Genomic DNA, 21,195 nt, shown 5'->3' with positions numbered 1-21,195 from the left:
CGGACGCCTCATACCGGTGGCGGTGTCACCGGGTGATGGACCACCAGACGGTGGTGTCGGGCGGCAGGATCACGGTGTCGGCGGTGCCTTCGAGCGGACCGCTGGCCAGCAGAACGTCACCGGGCCGGCCGACCTCGACCGGTTCGGTGCTCATGTTGACCGTGCAGCGGAAGGTGGGGGCGCCGTCGGTTTCGCGGTCGAAGGCGAGCACGCCGGCGGGAGCCGGGATCCACCGGAGGTTGTCGGTGGGGGCCATCGCCGGTTCGGTGCGGCGGATCGCGAGGGCCGAGCGGTACAGCTCCAGGGTCGAGCCGGGCACGCCGGCCTGGGCGGCGACGCTGAGCCGCGCCCACGACACGGGCTGGGGGAGCCAGCTGCCGCCGCCGTCGGGGCCGAAACCGTAGGGGGCCTCGGCGCCGCTCCACGGGATCGGGACCCGGCAGCCGTCGCGGTAGCCGTCCTGGCCGGTGGCGCGGTGGAACGCCGGGTCCTGGCGGACCTCCGGCGGCAGGTCGAGGACCTCGGGCAGGCCCAGTTCCTCGCCCTGGTAGACGTAGGCGGAGCCGGGCAGCGCCAGCATCAGGGCGGAGGCGGCACGGCCGCGGCGCAGGCCGGCCTCGTCGTCGACGGCGGTGGCCTTGCGGCCGGCGGCGTCGCCGTCGATCTTCTGCATCAGGCGGGTGGTGTGCCGGACCACGTCGTGGTTCGACAGCGTCCACGTGGTGGGGGCGCCGACCTCGCGCATCGCGGCGAGCGATTCGTCGATGATCTGCTGCTGTTCGTGCACGTTCCAGGCGGTGCCGAGGTAGCTGAAGTTGAACGCCTGGTGCAGTTCGTCGCCGCGGACGTAGTTGGCGACCCGGGCCAGCGTCGGCGCCCAGGCCTCGGCGACGGCGATCCGCTCGCCGGGGTACTCGTCGAGGATGCGGCGCCAGTCGCGGTAGATCTCGTGGACGCCGTCGCGGTCGAAGAACGGGCTCTCGCCGGCGCCCAGCAGGTGCCACTCGCCGGTGTCGCCGATGTCCGGCAGGCCGGCCTCCTTGACCATGCCGTGCGCCACGTCGACGCGGAAACCGTCGACGCCCAGGTCGAGCCAGAACCGCAGGATGGTCTTGAACTCGTCCCGTACGGCCGGGTGCTCCCAGTTGAAGTCGGGCTGCTCGGGGGCGAACAGGTGCAGATACCACTCGCCGTCGCCGGTACGCGTCCACGCGGGCCCGCCGAAGATGGACGGCCAGTCGTTGGGCGGCAGTTCGCCGTCGGCACCCCGGCCGGGGCGGAAGTGGTAGCGCTCGCGGAACGGGGAGCCGGGGCCCTCGGCGATCGCCCGCCTGAACCAGTCGTGCTGGTCCGACGAGTGGTTGGGAACGAGGTCGACGATCACCCGCAGGCCGAGGGCGTGCGCGCCGGAGATCAGCTGCTCGGCGTCGGCGACGGTGCCGAAGATCGGGTCGACGGTGCGGTAGTCGGACACGTCGTAACCCGCGTCCGCCTGCGGCGAGGCGTAGAAGGGGGAGAGCCACACCGCGTCGACACCCAAATCCCGCAGGTACGGCAGCCGGCTGCTGATGCCGGGCAGGTCACCGATGCCGTCACCGTTGGAGTCGGCGAAGCTGCGCGGGTAGATCTGGTAGATGACCGCGTTGCGCCACCACGATGCGGGGGGCGCCTCCACGGTGGGCGGTGCGATCAGTTGGTCCGTCATGGCGACGAACGCTAGCAGCTTACTAACACGTGTTACATAGGTTGGGCGCTGCTTTCTTGCAGCAAGTTCTTGCAGAGGGCGGTTATGCCACTTTTGCGGTGGATTCCCGGACCACCAACGAGGTCTCCAGAGTCTGGTGCGGGTGCTGTTCCTCACCCCTGATTGCCGAGATCAGGAACTCGGCGGCCATCCGTCCCTTGGTCACGATCGGCTGCCGTACGGTGGTGAGCCGCGGACGGAACCACGAGGACTCCGCGAGGTCGTCGAACCCGGTCACGGACACTTCCTGGGGCACCCAGATTGCAAGTTCTTGCAGAGCGTCCACCGCCCCGTACGCGAGGATGTCGGAGAGGGCCAGGACGGCGGTCGGGGGGCTGTCGTCCGCCATCAGGGTGCGAGTGGCGCGGTGGCCCTCGCCGCGGGAGACCGGGACCTCGGCCAGCCGGACATCGGCCAGGGACAGACCGCATTCGGCGAGCGCATCGGTGATGCCGGCCATCCGTCGCGCCAGCGGTCCCCGGTACCCGCGTGCCGCCGCCCCCGGCCCCGGATCCATCGACAGTACGGCCAACCGCCGGTGCCCCAGGCCGAGCAGGTAGCGCGTCACCTCACGGGCCCCGCCCCGGTCGTCGACCTCGACACTCGGCGCACCCTCGAGCCGGTCGCTGTCGATCAGGACGAACGGGATGCCCCGCCGGGTCAGTTCGGCGACCTCACCCCGGTCGGTCTCCAGGCCGCACACGATGAAACCGTCGACCGCCGCGTACGGAATGGCCTTCAGCACCGAGTCCTGGAGGGGCGGCGTCAGCAGCAGCGTGTAACCCTCCTGGTCGCACACCTGGCCGGCGCCCATCAGGAACCGGGAGTAGTACGGGTTCTCCAGGATCCGGGCCAGCCGTTGGGGCAGCAGCACCCCGATCGAGTTCGTGGTGCCGGCCTGCAGCATCCGGCCCAGCGTGCTCGGGGCGTAGCCCAGCGCCTCGGCGGCGGCCAGGATCCGCTCCCTGGTCGCCACCGAGATGCGCTGAGGGTTGTTGAACGCGAAGGACACCGCCGACCGGGACACGCCCGCCGCCGCCGCGACGTCACTGGACGTGGCCCTTCCCGACGGCATGGGCGGACACTATCCCACCGCGGTCACCGGTACGCGCACCGCGGCGTCGAAGAGGTAACCCAGCGTGTTGAACCGCGCGACGTCCGGCTGGGTGTTACCGCGCACGTCGGTGGCCCGGGCCAACAGGACGTGCTCGCCGGCGGTGGGCGTCCAGTCGTACTCCCAGCGCTGCCACACCCCGCCCGGCGTCGCCCCGTAGGGACGGGCCCGGCGCCAGGTCGTACCCCCGTCGGTGCTGATCTTGACTTCCCGGATCGGGCTGTCGGCCGACCAGGACCGGCCGGTGAGCCGGGTGCGGACACCGGCTGGGAACGTCGCCCCGGGGTCCAGCTCGAACGCGCTCTTGATCGACTGCCTGTTGAACGGCTGCCCCTCGGCCGGGAAGTCCGGGCCGAAGAGCCGGTAGAAGGTCGTGTTCCAGGGCGAGAACAGCGGCTCGGCGGACACCTCGATCCGCCCGACCCACTTGATCGACGAGATGCCGACCCAGCGCGGGACGACGACCCGGACCGGGAAGCCGTGGTCCGGGGGCAGTGGCTCACCGTTCAGCTCATAGGCGAGGATCACGTCGTCGAAGGCCTTGCGGACCGGGAACGGTCGGCGGACGGGACCGAGGTCGACACCGCCGCTGACGAAATTCGGGTCGAGGCCGATCGGCTGCACATCGACGGCATGCCGGGAGATACCGGCCCGGCGCAGCACGGTCGACAATCGGACGCCCTTCCAGCTGCCGACGCCGATCGCACCCAGGGTCCAGGCGGTGCCCGAGACCGTCTGCCCCTGCTGTGAGGTGAAGTAGCTGCGGCCGTTGCCCGCGCACTCGATGGCGACGGGTGCGGTCACGGAGGGCAGCCGCTGGAGATCCTTGAGCCCGAAAGTGGCCGGCCTGGTGCCGCTGCCGGAAACCTCCAGGCTCCAGGAACCCGCGTCGATCGTCGGCGTCACCGTGTGGTTGCGCACGAAGAACCGATCGACCGGCACGTAGTAACCCTGGTCCTTCAAGGCGGAGAAACGAGTCTCGGCATTGGTGCCCAGTGGCCGGAACAGATCAGCCGGCAGAGGTTTCACGATGGGAGCGGCGGCGGCCGCCGGAGACCCGGGAAGCATCGCCCCGGCACCCACCGCCGCGGTGAGGGCCAGCAGGTCCCGCCGCGAGAATCCGCGCGTGCGCCCGGCCAGGAAGTCACGCAGTCTGCGCTCGTCGTATGCACCCTCGTTCATACCCAGGGATCCTATCGATTGAGTAGGATAACTGGATAGTCTTGGGGCCATGGATTTCCACTGGTTCCTGCCCACCAACGGCGACAGCCGCGACATCGTCGGCACCGCCGAGAGTATGCGCCCGCTGACCACCAAGTACCTCGGCCAGATCGCCCGCAGTGCCGAGCAGCTCGGTTTCGTCGGCGCGCTCACCCCGACCGGCGCGTGGTGCGAGGACGCCTGGCTGTCCACGGCGATGCTGACCGAGGTCACCGAGCGGCTGAAGTTCCTGGTCGCATTCCGGCCGGGCCTGATCTCGCCGACGCTCGCCGCACAGATGGCGTCGACGTTCCAGCGCCTGTCCGGCAACCGGCTGCTGCTCAACGTGGTCACCGGCGGCGAGTCGCGGGAGCAGCGCCAGTTCGGCGACTTCCTGGACAAGGACGCGCGCTACGCGCGGACCGGCGAATTTCTCACCGTGGTCAACGGCCTGCTGCGCGGAGAGACCATCTCGTACGACGGGTCGTTCGTCACCGTCGAGGAGGCGCGCCTGGCCCGCGTCCCCTCACAGCGGCCGGCGATCTACTTCGGTGGCTCGTCGAAAGCCGCCGGCCCGGTCGCCGCCGAGCACGCCGACGTCTACCTGACCTGGGGCGAGCCGCCCGCCCAGGTGGCCGGGAAGCTGGCCTGGATCCGCTCGCTGAACCCGGCGATGCGGTTCGGCATCCGCCTGCACGTGATCACCCGGGACACCGCCGAAGCCGCCTGGGCCGAGGCCGAACGACTGCTGCGCAACGTGTCCCCGGCCGACATCGAGGCCGTCCAGCAGGGCCTGCGGCGCAGCGAGTCGGTCGGCCAGCAGCGGATGCGCGAACTGCACGGCGGCGACCGTGACGGCCTGGTCGTCGCGCCGAACCTGAGGGCCGGGGTGGGCCTGGTTCGCGGCGGCGCCGGTACCGCCCTGGTCGGCAGCCACACCCCGCTGAACACGGTGCTGCCGGGCGACCTTCGGGGCCACCCGGCATCTCCGTCTACCTGTTGTGGGGGTCGCCGGCGGACTCGGCGACCTGGGTGCGGTCGACCGCCTGCCAATCGGTCGGCGACCGCGCCGGCGGCTCCTCGCCTCCGGCGGATCCGGCGGTCGCCTGCGGGCGGCCCGGCCACCAGAAGCGGTCGCCGGTGAGCGTCGCCAGTGCCGGGACCAGGACGGTACGCACGAGCAGCGTGTCCAGGAGCACCCCGATGCCGACGATGATCCCGATCTGGGTGAGGGTGACCACCGGCAGCACACCGAGGACCGCGAAAACCGCCGCGAGCAGGATGCCCGCGCTGGTGATGACGGCACCGGTGACCGCCAGGGCGTGCACCATGCCGTCCTTGGTGCCGCGGGTCGCCGCCTCCTCCTTGGCCCGGGTGACCAGGAAGATGTTGTAGTCGACACCGAGCGCGACCAGGAACAGGAACGAGAACAGCGGCACCGAGTTGTCCAGGGCCGGATAGTCGAGCACATTGCGGAACAGCCACGACCCGGCACCGAGCGAGGCCAGGAAACTGACGACCACCGTGATCATCAGCAGGATCGGTGCGACCACGGCACGTAGCAGGGCGACCAGGACCAGGAACACCACCGCCAGGATCACCGGAACGATCACCGTCAGGTCGTGGCGGGCGGCGTCGCGGGTGTCGAGGGCGGTCGCGACCGAGCCTCCGACCAGGGCTTCACCGTCCAGGCCGTCGCGCAGCGCACGGATGGTGCCGAACGCCTCGGCGGTGTCCGGTGCCGCCGTGAGGACGGCGCTGATGCTGACCTGGTCGGCGTTCTGCTCGGCGACCCGGGCCTGGGCGACGCCCTCGGTGGCGGACACGGTGGCGAGGACCTGTCCGGCCTTGGCGGGCTCGGTCAGGATCACCGCGGGCCCCGCGGCGCCGGCCGGGAAGTATCTGCTCAGCGTCTCCAGGCCCTGCACCGACTCGGCCTCGACCCGGAACTGCTCGGTCTGCGACAGGCCGACCTTGGAGCCGAGACCGCCGAGGGCGAGCAGACCGAGGACGGCCATCGACGCCGCGGTGACCAGGATCGGGCGGCGTACGACACCGTGGCCGACCCGGGCCCAGAAGCCCTTGCCGTCCTCCGCTCCGGACGCGCCGACCCGGGGGATGAACGGCCAGAACAGCCCGCGGCCGCAGATCAGCAGTGCGGCGGGCAGTACGGCGAGGGCGAAGACCGCGGCGATGGCGACACCGGCCGCCGCCGAGATGCCGAGGGCCGTGTTGCTCCGGAGGCTGGCCAGCAGCAGGGTGAGCAGGGCGAGGATGACGGTGCCGGCGCTGGCCGCGATGGCCGGGCCGGCCCCGCGCAGTGCCTTGGCCATCGCCTCGAACCGGTTCTCGTACCGGTGCAGCTCCTCCCGGTAGCGGGAGATCAGCAGCAGCGCGTAGTCCGTGCCGGCACCGAAGACCAGCACCGTGACGATGCCCGCGGTGGATCCGTTGATGGCCAGGTCGGTGTGCTGCGACAGCAGGGCGATGACCTTGGCGGCGAGCTGGTCGGCGAAACCGACGACGAACAGCGGCACGATCCAGAGGATCGGGCTGCGGTAGGTCACCAGCAGCAGGATCGTCACCACGATCACCGTGACGATCAGCAGCTTGGTGTTCGCCCCGCTGAAGCTGTTGGACAGGTCGGCGCCGAAGCCGGCACCGCCGGTGACCTGCGCGGTCACCCCGTCCGGCAGGCCGTCCCGGACCTTCGCGCGCAGGTCGGCGACGGCGTCGCTGGTGGCGTTCGCGTCACCGGTGGCCGGCAGCGGCACGGTGACGATGGCGGCCTTGCGGTCGTCGGACAGGATCGGCCGGCCCAGGCCGGTCACCGTGACCAGGTCGGCGTCGGTGAGTGCCTGCCCGCCCTTGGCCACCACGACCAGTGCCGGATTGGTGCGTCCGGACGGAAGCTTGCGCTGCAACTCGGCGACCCGGGTCGACTCGGCCGAGGACGGTAACGACGAGGTCGGGTCGTTGTCGGTCTCGGTGGTCCCGGCGAACCCGAAGACGAGTCCGCCGAGCAGCAGGGCCAGGAGGAGCGTCGCCCATGCCCTTCTCATCGCAGGTGCCCCCTAAGGCATTTATTCAAGACTGAGAATGATTTCTTCAAGACTGAGAATCTTTACTATCGAGATTGTTCACCACGGTGAGCCGATCTGCAACACTTACCGCGTGGAAGGAACCGAGACCGCGGAACGTGCGCGGTTACGCAGGGAGCTCGTCGACCTGCTGAACACGTACAGCGGCGAGGCGCAGCACATCGGCCACGCCTTCGCCCACCAGCACCGTCTGCACAACACCGACATGCACGCGCTGCTGGCCGTCATGCAGGCCGAACGCCGCGGCGACCCGCTCACCCCCGGTCGCCTGGGTGAGGCGATCGGCCTGACGTCCGGCGCGACGACCGCCCTGATCGACCGCCTGGAACGTGGCGGCCACCTGCGGCGCAGCCGGGAGAGCGCCGATCGCCGTGTCGTGCACCTGCGCTACGCCGACGCCGGCATGGCCCTCGCGATGGCGTTCTTCACCCCGTTGGCCCCGCGCACCGACGCGGTGATGGCCCAGTTCGGCGTGGACGAACTGCACACCATCGAGAAGTTCCTGCACGGCATGATCGGCGCCCTCACCTCCTACCGCGACGAGCTGCGCCAGACCTGACCCGCCGCACGCGTTCCCCGCCGCGGACTCCGGGCCGCCTGCGCCGCCCGCTTTGCAACGGAGGTGCACCGGGCGGGTCCCGCCACCCGCGCGGTCGGCTGCCGATCAAAGGCGGCGTGCGAACCGAGCCCCTTCCCTCCGCGGCCGACGCCCTCCTTGCCGAGGCCGACGCCCTGCTAGCCCGTGGTCGCGGCCGCAATGCCGAGCGGCTGCTCGCGCCCTTCGTCGGGCGGGAACCGGAGAACGCCGGTGCCTGGCAGCGGATGGCCCGGGCGCGCCTCGACCTCGGCGACCTGCCCGGGGCACTGCTCGCGGCGCAGGCCGCGTGGCACCTCGACCCGTACGGCGTGGAGTCGCTGTTCTGGCTGAGCCGGGCGCGTTCCCGGCTGGGTGACCACGCCGAGGCGATCGCCGCCGCCGCGGCCGCCTGCCGGGAGGATCCCGGCAACCCGCGCCTGCACAACCGGCTCGCCGAGGCGCAGCTCGCCGCCGGTCTGCCCACCGACGCGGCCGAGGGTCTGCGGTGCGTGGCCGACATGGCCCGCTACGACGCCGACCTGCACGTGACGTACGGGATGGCGCTGTTCGCGATCGGCCGGCCGCTGAGTGCCCGCGAGGCTCTCGGCCGTGCTCTGGCGATCGACTTCGGGCACGCCGGCGCGCGGGCCGCGCTGCGACGGTTCGACCAGGCGATGAGCACCGCGATCGACGCCGCGTCGCTGGCCCTGGCCGCCGACGAGTTCGCCGAGTCGCTGCGCGTCCACCCCGGACGGCCGTCGCCGCGGCGCCCCGGCCCGGGCCGCGACGCCCTCGGGTACGTGGCCCGCGTCGCCCTCGCCTGGTTCCTGGCCGCGATCGCCGGCGTCGGCATCCTGGAAGTGACCGGCCTGCTGATCGCCCCGGCCAGCCTCTACCTGACCCTGTTCTGCGCCGCGGGAGCCGCCGGCTGCGTGTCCACCCTGGCCCGCCCGGCGAGTCGGCGCGGTGCCGGCGGCTGACCCCTTCGGTCGGTGATCCTGCCGGCGGGCGGTATCGCTGCGAGCAGGACGAACCGCGGCTTCGCTCGGACGTGATCCGGCGGTGGGTCCGCTCGGGCGGGGCCGCCCGGCGGGTCGCCGGGTCAGGGTCAGCGGGAGTCGCGGAGCTGGCGCAGGATGCGGGTCGGGGTCAGCGGGAGTCGCGGAGCTGGCGCAGTATGCGGGTCAGATCGGCGCGGTCGGCCGGGTCGAGGCCGGCGAACAGGCGCTCGCCCTCGGCGGCCCGCGCCTCGTTGATGGCCTGCATCGTGGACACGCCCTCCGGGGTCAGCGCGACCAGGGTGGCCCGGCGGTCCGACGGGTCCGGCTTACGGACGGCGAGGCCGCGTTTCTGCAGGTCGTCGATGACCTCGGTGGCGGAGCGCGGCGCGATGTGCAGATGGTCGGCGAGGGCGCTGAGCCGCATCTCGCCGTGCCGGGAGAGCACCCCGAGGGCACGTGACTGCGACGGTGACACATGCCACGGCTCCAGCGCGATCCGGGTGTGCACGCGCAGCCGCCGGGTCACCGCCCAGAACGCCTCCAGCAGGTTCTCCTCCTCCACGCGGAACAATCTAGCAGGGGCTACCGTTGTTCCCTCATGATGAGGTAACCTCAGTGTTGTTCCCGGGTGGTTCCTGATCCGCCTCTTGCGCGATCACGGGGCCCCTCGTCCGTACCGGAAAGGTTTGTTCTTGGCAGATGGAAGAGGCCGCGGCGCGGCACGCACACTGACCCCCGCGGAGAAGGCGCAGGCCCGCGCCGTTCCGCTGCGCCGCATAGGCGCACTGTTCATCGGCCACCGTCGGCAGCTCGCCGTCGTCGTGGCCGTCATCGTCCTCTCGTCCGTCGTCTCGATGGGCTCGCCGTTCCTGTTGCGCGAGGTCATCGACGTCGCTCTCCCGCAGTCCGACGTGCGGCTGCTGTCCTGGCTGGTGGCCGGCATGATCGCCATCGCGGCGGCCACGTCCGCGTTCGGTGTCGTGCAGACGTGGATCTCCACCAGGATCGGCCAGCGCGTCATGCACCGGCTGCGCACCCAGGTCTTCGCCCACCTGCAACGGCAGTCCGTCGGCTTCTTCACCCGCACGCGCACCGGCGAGGTGCAGTCGCGGATCACCAACGACATCGGCGGCATGCAGCAGGTCGTCACCTCGACCGCCACGTCCGTCGCCGCCAACCTGACGACGGTGATCGCCACCCTGGTCGCGATGACCGCCCTGTCCTGGCAGCTCACGCTGGTGTCGCTGATCGCGCTGCCACCGGCGATCTACTGGACCCGCCGGGTCGCGCGGATGCGCCAGGCCATCACCGCGCAGCGGCAGCGTGAGCTCGCCGACCTCAACGTGATCATCGACGAGGGCCTGTCGATCAGCGGCGTCCAACTGGCCAAGACGATGGGCGCCGGCGGTCAGTTGACCGAGCGGTTCACCGCCTCGTCGGCGCGTCTCATCGATCTGGAGCTGCGTTCCGAGCTGGCCGGTCGCTGGCGGATGGCCACGATGAACGTCGTCTTCGCGGTCATTCCGGCCGCCATCTACCTGGCCGCCGGCCTGCCGTTCGCCGCCGGGACGATGAGCATCGGCACGCTCGTCGCGTTCACGGGCCTGCAGGCGGGCCTGTTCCGGCCGCTGATGAGCCTGCTCGACGTCGGGGTCACCCTGACCGCCTCACTGGCGCTGTTCCAGCGCATCTTCGAATACCTCGACCTGCCGGTCGAGATCGAGGAGCCGGCGGCGCCCGTCCGCCTCGACCGGGTGCGGGGCCACCTGAGGTTCGAGGACGTGACCTTCGTGTACGGGGAGAGCCCCACCGCCGCACTCGCCGGCGTCAGTCTGGACGTCCCGGCGGGCACGTCACTGGCACTGGTCGGCGAGACCGGCTCCGGCAAGAGCACGATCGCCGCCCTGATCGCCCGCCTCCACGACCCCACGTCGGGCCGGGTGACGATCGACGGTGTCGACCTGCGCGACCTGTCTCTCGACGACCTGGCCACGATGGTCGGTGTGGTCAGCCAGGAGACGTACCTGTTGCACACCACGATCAGGGAGAACCTGCGCTACGCGAAACCGGACGCGACCGACGCCGAGATCGAGCGGGCCGCCCGCGCCGCCCAGATCCACGACCTGATCGCGGCCCTGCCCGACGGCTACGACACGATGGTCGGCTCCCGTGGGCACCGCTTCTCCGGCGGCGAGAAACAGCGCATCGCGATCGCCCGTACGCTGCTGCGTGACCCGCGCATCCTGGTCCTCGACGAGGCGACGAGTGCCCTCGACAACGAGACCGAGCGGGCCGTCCAGCGCGCCTTCGACCAACTGTCGCGGGGCCGGACCACGGTGACCATCGCCCACCGGCTGTCCACCGTGCGCAACGCCGACCAGATCGCCGTCATCGACCACGGCCGCATCCTGGAGTCCGGCACCCACGAGGCTCTGATCGAGGCCGAGGGCCGCTACGCCGCCCTGGCCCGCTGACCGACCTGCTCGTCCGTGTGAGCCGGGCACCGTGGTCACCTCGTGAGGTGGCCACGGCGCTCTGGTGGTCGTAGCAGATCAGGCGTTCTTGAATTTCTCGAAGTGGACGACCTCGTCGAGAGGGCGGCGTTTCGGCTCGGACCAGCGGCCCTTACTGGGGTGACCGAGAGGGATCAGCGCCATGGTGAGGGCGTCCTCGGGCAGGCCGAGCAGGGTGCGGACATCGGCCTCGTGGCCGATGTGCAGGGTGGTGAGGGTCGCGCCGAGGCCGTGCGCGCGGGCCGCGAGGATCAGGTGCTGCACCGCGCCGTAGATCGACGACCCGAGACGCGGGTTCGTGGACTTCGCGGCACCCAGCAGGACCGGGATGATCCAGACCGGGGCCTCCTCGAGGTGGTTCGCCAGATGGTCGGCGGCGAGGAAACTGCGCCTGCTCATCGCGCCGCCGTCCGGGGCGTTGAGGATCTCCTCGCGGCGGGAGCCGTAGTGGCGCTCCCAGCCCTCCCGGTACCAGCCGGCGATCTGCTTCTTGGTGTCCGGATCACGGACCACGATCCAGGCCCAGAACTGGCCGTTCCCCGCGGACGGGCCACGGATCGCGGCGTCCAGGATCGCGCGGATCACGTCGTCGTCGATCGGCTCGGTGGACAGGTAACGGCGGGCCGGCGTCGAGTGCAACGCCTCCAGCAGGGGGAGGGTGTTCGGGTCGGGAGAGGTCATGCCGAAAGCCTACTGGCCGGTAGTATCGGCGCGCCGTTCCCGGGCGGTCACGCGGGCTGGTTGCCCGCGTAGGCGCCGGACGGACGGAAACGGCTCGGGCGGTCGCCGTACTCCTCGAGGGCGTGGGCCAGCCAGCCGGCGGTGCGGGCCACCGCGAAGATCGCCTCGCCGGCGTCGGCCGGCATGCGATGGTGCAGGGCGAGCGCGGCCAGCGCGAGGTCGACGTTGGCAGCGGTGCCCGATCGGGTACGCATGGTCGCGTCGAGTTGCAGCGCCGCGTCCTTGACCGGCCCCTCGTCGAGCAGGCTGAACAGGGCGGTGGCCCGCGGATCGCCGCCCGCGTAGAGCGGATGACCGAAACCGGCCACCGGCACCCCCGAACGCAGGCGGTCGGAGATCGTGGCGACCGGGCCCGGACCGTTGATGGCCTCCTCGAGCAGGGGGTACGCGAGACCGCTCGCCGCCCCGTGCAACGGCCCGTCGAGCACGGCGAGACCGGCGCTGACCACCGCGTACGGGTGGGCCCGGGTGGACGCGGCGATCCGGGCGGCCAGCGTCGACGCCGCGATGTCGTGATCGGCGAGCAGGATCAGAGCGGCGTTGAGCAGGTGCAACCCGGTGTCACCGGGCCGCTGGGAGGTGAGCCGCAGCCACAGTGCCTCGGCGAACGGCACCGGCCGGACCGGGATGCCGTTGCGGGGCGGCAGGCCCTGCACCATGGTGGCGAGCAGTTGCCGGCCGGTCGCGACGACGGCGGTCGGTGCGGTGTCGAAACGCAGCGGGTCGGCCGCCGCGGCCGCGGCGACGGTGACGCGCAGCCGGTCGGTGAGGCGGGCCGTCTTCGGCAGGCGGCCGGTCACGTCCATGGCCAGGGAACGCAGCTCCGGGTTGACCGGGAACGGGACGTCGTCGAGCTCACCGGTCCACAACAGGGAGGCGACCGCCTCGTAGGTGGCGGAGCGGGCCAGCACTGTCGCGTCACGGCCGCGGAAGAACAGGTTGTCGTCCTTGATCAGGGTGATGCCGGTCTGGATGCCGGGGGTGGTCGTGCGTTTTCGGCCGGCCAGGAACGCGTCGACGTCGGTCTTCGCGAACAGGCTGTTCTTGCCGTCGGCGTTGCGGCGGCTGGTGAGCAGACCACGACTCACATACGCGTAGACGGTGGCCGGCTTGACGCCCAGCAGGATAGCGACCTCTTCGGTGGTCATCAGCGTTTGCGCGGTCATGTCGTCATCCTCTCATGTTGACTGGATCAATATTGACATCAACACTTGACGAATCCAGATTGAAGTCATGTTGACAGTCAATCCAGGACTTGCCGGTGTCGTCGCGTTCGACACCGAGATCGCCGAACCCGACCGGGACGGAGGGGCGCTGCGCTACCGCGGTGTCGACATCAACTCCCTCGCCGGAACCGTCTCCTACGGCGACGTGTGGGGGCTGCTCGTCGATGGTGACTTCACCCGCGGGCTTCCGGCGGCCGAGCACCTGCCGCCTGTGGACAACTCCGGTGACATCCGCGCCGACGTACAGGCCGCGGTAGCGCTCCTGGCTCCCCGATGGGGCCTGCGGCAACTGATCGACATCCCGGACGATCAGGCCCGCGACGATCTGGCGCGCACGTCGGCGGCGGTCCTGTCGTATGCCGCTCAGGCTGCCCGGGCGGCGTTCCCGCCCGCCGGGTCCGCAGTCCCGGCGGGGTCCGCAGTCCCCGCGGGGTCCCGGCTTCCCGCGGGGTCCGGGCTCCCGGCGGGCTCCCGGCTACCTTCGGGCTCCCGGCTCCCTGCTGTGCCGCGGCGGCTCATCGAGGCCGGGCGGACTGCCACCGAACGGTTCATGATCGAGTGGCAGGGTGAGCCGGACCCGCGGCACGTCGCGGCGATCGACCGCTACTGGATCTGCGCGGCCGAACACGGGATGAACGCGTCCACGTTCACCGGCCGGGTCGTCGCGAGCACCGGCGCCGACGCTCCCGCCTGCCTGTCCGCGGCGATCGCGGCACTGTCCGGCCCACTGCACGGCGGCGCACCGTCCCGGGCGCTCGGCATGATCGAGGCCGTCGAGGCCGGTGCCGACGCGCGTCGCTACGTGCGCGAGGTCCTCGACTCCGGCCGGCGGCTGATGGGTTTCGGCCACGCCATCTACCGCGCCGAGGACCCGCGCGCCCGGATCCTGCGCAGCACGGCCCGCGAACTGGGCGCCCCCCGCTACGAGGTGGCCCGCGAGCTGGAACTGGCCGCCCTCGCCGAACTCCGGGAACGCAAACCGGACCGGGTCCTGGAGACCAACGTCGAGTTCTGGGCGGCGGTGATCCTGGACTTCGCCGGCGTTCCGGCCGACCTGTTCGCGGCCATGTTCACCTGCGCCCGTACCGCCGGCTGGAGCGCCCACATCCTGGAGCAGAAGCGACTCGGCAAGATCATCCGTCCGTCTGCCGACTACGTGGGGCCCGGCGAGCGAGACGCCGGCCAGGTGGCCGGATGGCCCGCGCAGAGGTAGAGGCTGCGGCGTCCGGTCTTTGAAGGTGGGCGGTAGGCCGGTGGGCAGGCGGAATCCGGCCGGTCGGCGGGTGGCGTCGGCGGCAGGGAGAGCCTCGCCACAATGCCGACACTCCGGACAACCGCATCCAAAGCGGCGACGGCTTGGTTATCGGGTCGGATGGCGCCGCCGAGCACGGCGCTCCGGCCGGCGGTTCACCGGCGGCCAGCCGAACATGCGGAAGGCGTTCGATGGTTGTCACCTCCCGGGGATCCGAACCCGGTGGCCCGCACGAGAGCCCGGCCGGCTTCGAGCAGCCGCCGCCCAGCCGGTCGCGGCGCTCCCTGACGATGATCAACGGGCTGGCGGCGTTGCGGATCATGACAGCGGTGCTGGGCCGGGCGACGGTTGCGGCCAACCGTGAGGCACACCGGCGCCCGGTGCTCGCCGCGGCACTCGCGGTCGCCGGACTCGGTGCCGTCGTCGTCTCGGCCTCCGGGCCCGGGGCGGCGGCACCCGAATTCCGCCCGCCACCGGCCGCCGTCATGTCGGCACCACCGGTGCGGGTCTCGGCGGCCGCGGTGCACACCGGTCTCGCGCCCTACGCCCCGCCGGCTGAGGTCGAAGCGCCACGGTCGCCGAGCCCCCGGTCCGCCTCGCCGAGTGGCCGAAGTGGATCGCCCATGCCGGTTCCATCGATCACTGACGAGGATGCGGCCGTGCTGTCCGGTGTGCGTGATCTGCCGTCGGAGAAGACGCCGGTCGGGGCCGCACCGCGAACGGCGACCGATGCCGTCAGCTCCGGCACCCCGGCGGCGGCCGCGTCGGTCACCGTGGGTGAGCCTCGGGAAGGTGAGACCATCACCGCGGCGACGACCGTCAGCGGTACCGCCGAGATGCCCGGGGACCACCAGGTCTGGCTGTTGTCGCGGCACGGTTCCGGCGCCTACCGGGTCGAGGGCGCCTGCCGGGGCGGGAACAACTTCGCCTGCGGCCCCGCCACCCTGGACAGCGGTGGTGACGACACGTTGCAGCTCACGGCGGTCGTCGTCGACCCGTCCACCGCGCGAAGCCTGCAAGCGGGGGAGACCCGCGACGGCCTGCCCGCCAGCCTGGCCCGCAGCGATGTCACCGTCCGGCGCGCGGCCGATTAGACGGAAGACGGGGTTCGGCGAGGCGGGAGCGTCGGGTCGGTCCGACCCCCAGTGTCCGCTCGGTCTGGGCCCTCAGTTTCGGTCGGCGTTTCGGCCGCGTCGCGGGAGGGCGGGGGGAATGGCGAACCTCGTGCGACGTGTCTCGCGATGGAGGCGACGGAGACGGAGCGGTCCGGGCGGCGCCCCCTCGGCTGCCACCCGGACCGTGCCCCCTCGACCAGGTCTCAGACGGTGACCCGGGCCAGCATCGGGCGGACGAGCCCGGCGAAATCCTCCGGGCGTTCGATCTGGGGCATGTGGCCGGTGCGGGCGAACATGTGCGACTGCGCGTGCGGGAACGCGGCGCGGGCCGCGGCGAGGTGCCTGCTCGGCAGGATCAGGTCACGCTCACCCCAGACGAGCATGGTCGGCCGGGTGGCGGAGGCGACCCGGGTCAGCAGATCGGTGCGCCAGGCGGCGGCGACACCGCGGACGCCGCCGAGGGCCTTGGCGATCTCCAGGTAGACGGGTGCGAAGTCCGGCTGGCGCGCGATCTTGACGGCCATTGCGATGCGTTCCGGGGTGACCAGGGTGCGGTCGGCGAAGATCAGGCGTTCCATCCGGGGAGCGGTGATCCGGTCGATGCGGCGCAGCATCTGGCGGCCGAGGCCGGGTACGGCGAGCATGCGCAGCGCGACGGTCACCTCCTTCCCGAAGCCGGCGCTGTTGACCAGGGTCAGCGTGGACACCCGGTCGGGGATGCCGGCGAGCATGGTCATCGACACGGCGCCGCCGAGCGAGTTGCCCATCAGGTGGACGGGCCGGGTTTCCCCGATCGTGTCGAGCGTCGCCCACACACCTTCGGCGAGGACGTCGAGGGTGGTGACGGCCGGCATCCGCTGGGACAGTCCGAACCCGGGCATGTCGATGCTGATGACACGATATTCGTTGTCGAGAAGAGGGTGCTGGAGCGCCCAGTCCTCCAGACTGCGGCCGATGCCGTGCAGCAGCACGACCGGCGGGGCGGCCGGATCGCCTGTTGCGTGGAAACGGACGCGGGTACCCCGTACATCCTCGAATTTCATCTCTTGATCACCGCCGGTCGCGCGCCGCGGGAGGAGGCCGCGACGGTGGCCGCGCGGACGATCCGGGCGTGACCGACCGGCAGGAGCCGGGCGAGGAGGTCCGGCGCCTTGGCGCTGGACGCGATGAGCAGCCGGGCCTTTCGCTTCGCGACAGCCCGCAGAATCTGTTCCGCGGCCTTCTCCGGCGGATAGCTGAGCAGCGCGGCGAAGAGTCTGCGGTTGGGTTCGATCTCCTCCTCCGGTACGCGTGAGCCCACCAGCGCGGACTCGGCGATGCGTGTCTTGATCCCGCCGGGGTGAACGGTGGTCACACCCACGCCGTTGTCGATCAGTTCGCCGCGCAGGGATTCGCTGAGCCCCCGCAGTGCGAACTTGCTGGCGCAGTAGGCACTCTGGCCGGGTGGCGCGATCAGCCCGAACAGGCTGGACACGTTGACCAGATGCCCGCCGGGCGTGGCGGTGAGGGCCGGCAGCAGCGCGTGCGTGAGCAGCATCGGCGCCCGGAAGTTCACGTTCATGACCTGCTCGAACTGGTCGATCGACACCTGGTCGAAGCGGCCGCCGAGCGCGATGCCGGCGTTGTTCACGAGCAGCCCGATCGCCGGATGCTCGGCGAGCACCTGCGCGGCGAGGCCTTCGACGGCGGCCCGGTCGGCGAGGTCGGCGACGACGGTCTGGACGGTGATGGCGGGATGCGACGTGCGGATACGTTCGGCGACCGGCTGGAGCCGGTTCTCGTCGACGTCGACCAGGACCAGGTCGCTGCCGCGATGGGCCAGGCCGTAGGCGACCTGTTCGCCGATGCCGCCGGCCGCTCCGGTGAGAACGGCCGTGCGACCGGCGAACCGGTATTCGGGAAGTCGGGTCATGAGACCACCTCTGCAGAGCGGACGGGAGCGGGACGGCGGGTGAACTCCATGTCGTGGGTGACGTCGGCGCGCGGGGTGGTGAACGCATCGCGCAGGTAGTTCTGCCGGACCAGCCACGGATCGCGGTCGCCCTGACGGGGGAAGATGTCGAGGGCACGCTGCACGTAACCAGACGAGAGGTCGAGCAGCGGGCGCCCGGTGCCCGTCGGCGCGGTCGGTGCCGCCGCCGCGTAGCCGTGACGTTCCATGTGGTCGAGCAGTTTCAGCAGGTAGCGGTGGGACAGATCGGCCCGCAGCGTCCACGACGCGTTGACGTATCCGATGCAGTAGGCGAAGTTCGGCACGCCGCCGAGCATCAGGCCGCGGTAGGAGGCCGACTTCCCGACGTCGACCGGGTCGCCGTCGACGGAGAGCTGGATACCGCCGACCGGCAGCAGTGACAATCCGGTTGCCGAGACCACGATGTCGGCATCGAGAGTCGTTCCCGACTTGAGGCGGAGACCACCCGGGACGAACGTGTCGATGTGGTCGGTGACGACCGAGGCGCGGCCACTGCTGATCGACCGGTAGAGATCCCCGGACGGGATCACGCACAGTCGCTGGTCCCAAGGGTCGTAGTGCGGTTTGAAGTGCTCGTCCACGTAACCCGGGTTCTTCAGGAAGTGCACGGCGACGCCACGCAGCACGCGCCGCACCAGTTTCGGGCGACGCTTCGCGATCTGGTAGAAGGCCTGCGTGAGCAGGATGTTCTTGGCGCGGGCCACCCGGTTCGCCGCCTTCGGCGGCAGGATGCGGCGGGCCACGTCGGCGACCACGTCCCGGTCCGGAAGAGGCGTGACGTACGAGGGGGAGCGCTGCAGCATCGTCACGTGCGCCGCGTCGGCGGCCATGGCCGGCACCAGCGTGACGGCGGTGGCGCCACTGCCGATGATCACCACGCGCTTGCCGCGGTAGTCCAGGCCCTCCGGCCAGAACTGCGGGTGCACGACCGTGCCGGTGAAGTCGTCCAGGCCGGGAAAGTCCGGCTGGTAGCCCTCCGCGTAGTTGTAGTAGCCGGCACAACCGTAGAGGAAAGCGCACGTCAGCACCTCGCCGGTGGAGGTGTGCACGGTCCAGCGCCCCTCCGCCGACGACCATGCGGCGCTGGTCACCCGGGTGCCGAAGCGGATGTGCCGGGTGATGCCGGCCTCGTCCGCGGTCTCCTCGATGTACCGGCGGATCTTGTCGCCGGAGGCCAGCGACTCGGGTTCGCGCCACGGCCGGAACGGATAGCTGAGAGTGAACATGTCCGAATCGGACCGGACGCCGGGATAACGGAACAGATCCCAGGTGCCGCCGATGGCGTCCCGGGCCTCGAGGACGGCGTACGTGTCCTGCGGGCGCTGCCGTTGCAGCCGCCAGGCCGCGCCGATGCCGGACAGCCCGGCGCCGACGATCAGGACGTCGAAGTGCTGGTCGTCAGACATGCGAGGTCTCCCCGTTCGCCGCTCGTCCCGCCGCGGTCGCTCGTTCGGTCGCGGTCGCTTGTTCGGTCGCGGTCGCTTGTTCGGTCGCGGTCGCTTGTTCGGTCGCCGTCGCTCGTTCGGCCGTCGGCTGTTCCGTGGGTGGGAACCATGGGGGCGTTCCCGTGCCGGAGAGGCGGATGCCGCCCCACGGGTCGGGGTCGCTCAGTTTGACCGTGGTCTCCGGCGAACCCGGCACGACGATCGTGGCCTTGCGCAGGCCGGCGCCGACGCGTTCGCGCAGCATGTCCTGCCGTCCGGTACGGCCGGCCCAGCGGAAGCGGCCCTCGATCGGTTCGAAACGCGCGGACATCCGGATGTCGACCGGAACCGTGCCGTCGTCGAGGCGCAACGTGGCCGGACCGCGGTACTCCTCATGACCCGCGTCAACTTGATCGATCGCATTGACTGCATTGGCTGCATCAATGTTGAGCGGGTCAACATTGATCGAGTCAACATTGCTCGGGCCGGTGCTCACAGATCTCTCGCCCACCCTTCGTGTGCGGCAAGTCCACCGGGGATGTCGGCGGCCCGGCGCATGCCGGCGATACCGCCCCAGAGGAACGTCGTCAGGTAATCGCCGAGGGCCTCCCGGCTGATCGGCTGCTGCTGGCGCAGCCACCAGTCGCCGACCGACTGCACGTAACCGACCACCCCGTAGGCCCACGGCAGTGCCGCACCGGCGTCGAGGCCGCGGGCCCGCAGGCGGTCGCCGAAGATCCGGGCCAGGCCGCTGGCCACGGTGTCCATCACGTCGGCGACCACATCCCGGTGGCGGGCGATGTCCGGTTGGTGCACGACGAACCGGTACAGGTTGAGGTCGGCCTCGATGTGCGCCAGGTAGACGTCGATCGCTGCCGCCACGACGGCCCGCTCCTCCCGGACTGCGGCGACCGCCGGGACCATCGCCTCCAGCAGGGTCGCGCCGGCCTGCTGGCCGACCGCGAGCCACAACTCCGACTTGTCGGCGAAGTAGCGGTAGAGGACCGGTTTGCTGACGCCGGCGTGCGCGGCGATGGCTTCCATGCCGACATCCGGGCCATGCTGGCGGATCGCCTCGATGGCCGCGGAGGTCAGCTCGGCCCGGCGCTGTTCACGATGGCCGTCCCAGCGGCCGCGGCGGCCGTCGGAACGGTTCGCGCCGGAGGAGCCGGGATTGACGGGCGGTGTGGCCGAGTTCATAGTACAAGAAGTAACTGTTACCGCCGGTAACGTCAAGTGTTCTGGAGGACCGGATGACCACCACTCCTACCGACCGGGACCGCACCGCCACCCGGCTGCTTCGCTCCTCGGCCGAGCACTCGTACGACCCCGAGGTGGAGATCGACTGGGAGGCCCCGTTCGTCGAAGGCAAGTACTTCGTGCCGCCGCACCGCTCCAGCCTCTACGGCACCGACCTCTGGGAGCGGATGACCGAGGAGCAGCGCATCGAACTCACCAAACACGAGGTCGCGAGCATCGCCGGCCTGGGTGTCTGGTTCGAGACGATCCTCATGCAGCTGCTGATCCGCGAATACTTCAAACAGGACCCGACCGCCCCGCACGCCCAGTACGCGCTCACCGAGATCGCCGACGAGTGCCGCCACTCGGTCATGTTCGGCCGCATGATCGCCCGCCTCGGCGCGCCGCTCTACCAGCCGACCGGCGTCAACCAGTGGCTCGGCAAATGGATCGCGCACACCGGCGTCGGCCCGCGCATGTACGCGGCCATCCTCATCGCCGAGGAGATCCTGGACGCCCTGCAGCGCGAGGCGATGAACGACGAGAACGTGCAGCCCCTGGTCCGGATGGTGTCCCGCATCCACGTCGTCGAGGAGGCCCGGCACGTCCGGTACGCCCGTGAGGAACTGGCCCGGCAGATCCGCTCCGCCGGCCGCGGGCGGATCACCTTCGACAAGCTGGTGATCGGGCGGGCCGCATACCTGACCGGCACCCGCCTGATCGACCCGCGCGTCTACCGGGCCGTCGGCCTCGACCCGGAGCAGGGTCGCCGCGCCGCCCGCGCCAACCCCCACCACCGGGAGACGATGCGCTGGGCCGGCGAGCGGATCGTCGCCTTCCTCACCGACCTCGACCTGATCGGCGGCCCGGGAACCGCCCTCTGGCACGCGTCCGGCCTGCTCCCACGTCCGGCCGCAACCGCCTGACCGGTTCGCCGGGAAGCGGCCGGGGCGTGTGACGGGCGCTCGCCGTTGGC

Annotated in this window: 18 protein-coding genes and 1 pseudogene; 7 read left to right on the top strand and 12 right to left on the bottom strand. The window is 71.0% G+C overall.

Annotation, left to right across the window (positions count from 1 at the left end):
* Positions 1–25 precede the first annotated feature (25 nt).
* The 3 genes from BC793_RS28855 to BC793_RS28845 form a co-directional block, all read right to left on the bottom strand.
* Positions 26–1,705, bottom strand: coding sequence for a glycoside hydrolase family 13 protein (locus BC793_RS28855; RefSeq protein ID WP_109598182.1), 1,680 nt, complete (start codon positions 1,703–1,705; stop codon positions 26–28).
* 82 nt (positions 1,706–1,787) lie between these two features.
* The gene (locus BC793_RS28850) at positions 1,788–2,819 is read right to left on the bottom strand and encodes a LacI family DNA-binding transcriptional regulator (RefSeq protein WP_109598181.1); all 1,032 of its coding nucleotides are present in this window, start codon (positions 2,817–2,819) and stop codon (positions 1,788–1,790) included.
* A 9-nt stretch (positions 2,820–2,828) separates the two neighbouring features.
* The gene (locus BC793_RS28845) at positions 2,829–4,040 is read right to left on the bottom strand and encodes a molybdopterin-dependent oxidoreductase (RefSeq protein ID WP_239169941.1); all 1,212 of its coding nucleotides are present in this window, start codon (positions 4,038–4,040) and stop codon (positions 2,829–2,831) included.
* A 49-nt stretch (positions 4,041–4,089) separates the two neighbouring features.
* Between BC793_RS28845 and BC793_RS28840 the strand changes: the two are divergent.
* Positions 4,090–4,995: pseudogene (locus BC793_RS28840) on the top strand (LLM class flavin-dependent oxidoreductase); the annotation flags it as partial.
* A gap of 55 nt (positions 4,996–5,050) precedes the next feature.
* On the opposite strand, the gene BC793_RS28835 reads toward BC793_RS28840, so the two are convergent.
* Entirely contained in the window at positions 5,051–7,120 is a 2,070-nt protein-coding gene (locus BC793_RS28835) for an MMPL family transporter (protein WP_109598177.1), read from the bottom strand.
* Between the two features lie 112 nt (positions 7,121–7,232).
* Between BC793_RS28835 and BC793_RS28830 the strand changes: the two genes are divergently transcribed.
* Both BC793_RS28830 and BC793_RS28825 read left to right on the top strand, forming a co-directional pair.
* Positions 7,233–7,718 (top strand): MarR family winged helix-turn-helix transcriptional regulator, encoded by a 486-nt coding sequence (locus tag BC793_RS28830; RefSeq protein ID WP_109598175.1) that lies wholly within the window; start codon positions 7,233–7,235, stop codon positions 7,716–7,718.
* Between the two features lie 116 nt (positions 7,719–7,834).
* The gene (locus BC793_RS28825) at positions 7,835–8,716 is read left to right on the top strand and encodes a tetratricopeptide repeat protein (protein WP_109598173.1); all 882 of its coding nucleotides are present in this window, start codon (positions 7,835–7,837) and stop codon (positions 8,714–8,716) included.
* A gap of 169 nt (positions 8,717–8,885) precedes the next feature.
* On the opposite strand, the gene BC793_RS28820 is transcribed toward BC793_RS28825, so the two are convergent.
* On the bottom strand, positions 8,886–9,299 hold the full coding sequence (locus BC793_RS28820) for a MarR family winged helix-turn-helix transcriptional regulator (RefSeq protein ID WP_170167285.1): 414 nt from the start codon (positions 9,297–9,299) through the stop codon (positions 8,886–8,888).
* A 166-nt stretch (positions 9,300–9,465) separates the two neighbouring features.
* Here BC793_RS28820 and BC793_RS28815 point away from each other — a divergent pair, with 166 nt between their 5' ends.
* Positions 9,466–11,211 (top strand): ABC transporter ATP-binding protein, encoded by a 1,746-nt coding sequence (locus BC793_RS28815; RefSeq protein WP_203896152.1) that lies wholly within the window; start codon positions 9,466–9,468, stop codon positions 11,209–11,211.
* Positions 11,212–11,289: 78 nt separating this feature from the next.
* Here BC793_RS28815 and BC793_RS28810 read toward each other — a convergent pair whose 3' ends face one another.
* Both BC793_RS28810 and BC793_RS28805 read right to left on the bottom strand, forming a co-directional pair.
* Entirely contained in the window at positions 11,290–11,931 is a 642-nt protein-coding gene (locus BC793_RS28810; protein WP_109598168.1) for a nitroreductase family protein, read from the bottom strand.
* Positions 11,932–11,978: 47 nt separating this feature from the next.
* Entirely contained in the window at positions 11,979–13,157 is a 1,179-nt protein-coding gene (locus BC793_RS28805) for a citrate synthase (RefSeq protein WP_109598166.1), read from the bottom strand.
* A gap of 67 nt (positions 13,158–13,224) precedes the next feature.
* On the opposite strand from BC793_RS28805, the gene BC793_RS28800 reads away from it, so the two are divergent.
* Positions 13,225–14,430 (top strand): citrate synthase 2, encoded by a 1,206-nt coding sequence (locus BC793_RS28800; protein ID WP_109598164.1) that lies wholly within the window; start codon positions 13,225–13,227, stop codon positions 14,428–14,430.
* A gap of 230 nt (positions 14,431–14,660) precedes the next feature.
* Positions 14,661–15,563: a hypothetical protein gene (locus tag BC793_RS28795; RefSeq protein WP_109598162.1), complete on the top strand. Its 903-nt coding sequence runs from the start codon at positions 14,661–14,663 to the stop codon at positions 15,561–15,563.
* 224 nt (positions 15,564–15,787) lie between these two features.
* Here the strand turns inward: BC793_RS28795 and BC793_RS28790 are convergent, their stop codons facing one another.
* Genes BC793_RS28790 through BC793_RS28770 form a run of 5 tightly spaced genes read right to left on the bottom strand, consistent with a single transcriptional unit; the run spans position 15,788 to position 20,180 of the window.
* Positions 15,788–16,627 carry an alpha/beta fold hydrolase gene (locus BC793_RS28790; protein WP_109598160.1) on the bottom strand — a complete coding sequence of 280 codons (840 nt, stop codon included), beginning with the start codon at positions 16,625–16,627 and terminating at the stop codon, positions 15,788–15,790.
* Positions 16,624–17,496: an SDR family NAD(P)-dependent oxidoreductase gene (locus BC793_RS28785; protein ID WP_109598158.1), complete on the bottom strand. Its 873-nt coding sequence runs from the start codon at positions 17,494–17,496 to the stop codon at positions 16,624–16,626. The genes BC793_RS28790 and BC793_RS28785 overlap by 4 nt, the downstream gene beginning before the upstream one ends.
* A complete protein-coding gene (locus tag BC793_RS28780) occupies positions 17,493–18,962 on the bottom strand; it encodes a flavin-containing monooxygenase (protein WP_109598156.1) in 1,470 nt (489 codons plus the stop codon). Before BC793_RS28780 ends, BC793_RS28785 begins: the two co-directional genes overlap by 4 nt.
* Positions 18,955–19,476, bottom strand: a complete 522-nt coding sequence (locus BC793_RS28775) for a DUF4873 domain-containing protein (RefSeq protein WP_239169939.1) — start codon at positions 19,474–19,476, stop codon at positions 18,955–18,957. The genes BC793_RS28780 and BC793_RS28775 overlap by 8 nt, the downstream gene beginning before the upstream one ends.
* Positions 19,473–20,180 carry a TetR/AcrR family transcriptional regulator gene (locus BC793_RS28770; protein WP_109598154.1) on the bottom strand — a complete coding sequence of 236 codons (708 nt, stop codon included), beginning with the start codon at positions 20,178–20,180 and terminating at the stop codon, positions 19,473–19,475. Before BC793_RS28770 ends, BC793_RS28775 begins: the two co-directional genes overlap by 4 nt.
* Before the next feature lie 53 nt (positions 20,181–20,233).
* On the opposite strand from BC793_RS28770, the gene BC793_RS28765 reads away from it, so the two are divergent.
* Positions 20,234–21,145: an AurF N-oxygenase family protein gene (locus BC793_RS28765; RefSeq protein WP_109598152.1), complete on the top strand. Its 912-nt coding sequence runs from the start codon at positions 20,234–20,236 to the stop codon at positions 21,143–21,145.
* Positions 21,146–21,195 lie beyond the last annotated feature (50 nt).

Origin of the sequence: Actinoplanes xinjiangensis (genome assembly GCF_003148685.1) — a bacterium.
GTDB lineage: Bacteria > Actinomycetota > Actinomycetes > Mycobacteriales > Micromonosporaceae > Actinoplanes > Actinoplanes xinjiangensis.
Note: the sequence above shows the minus strand (reverse complement) of the source record. Positions and strands in the feature narration are given on the sequence as shown.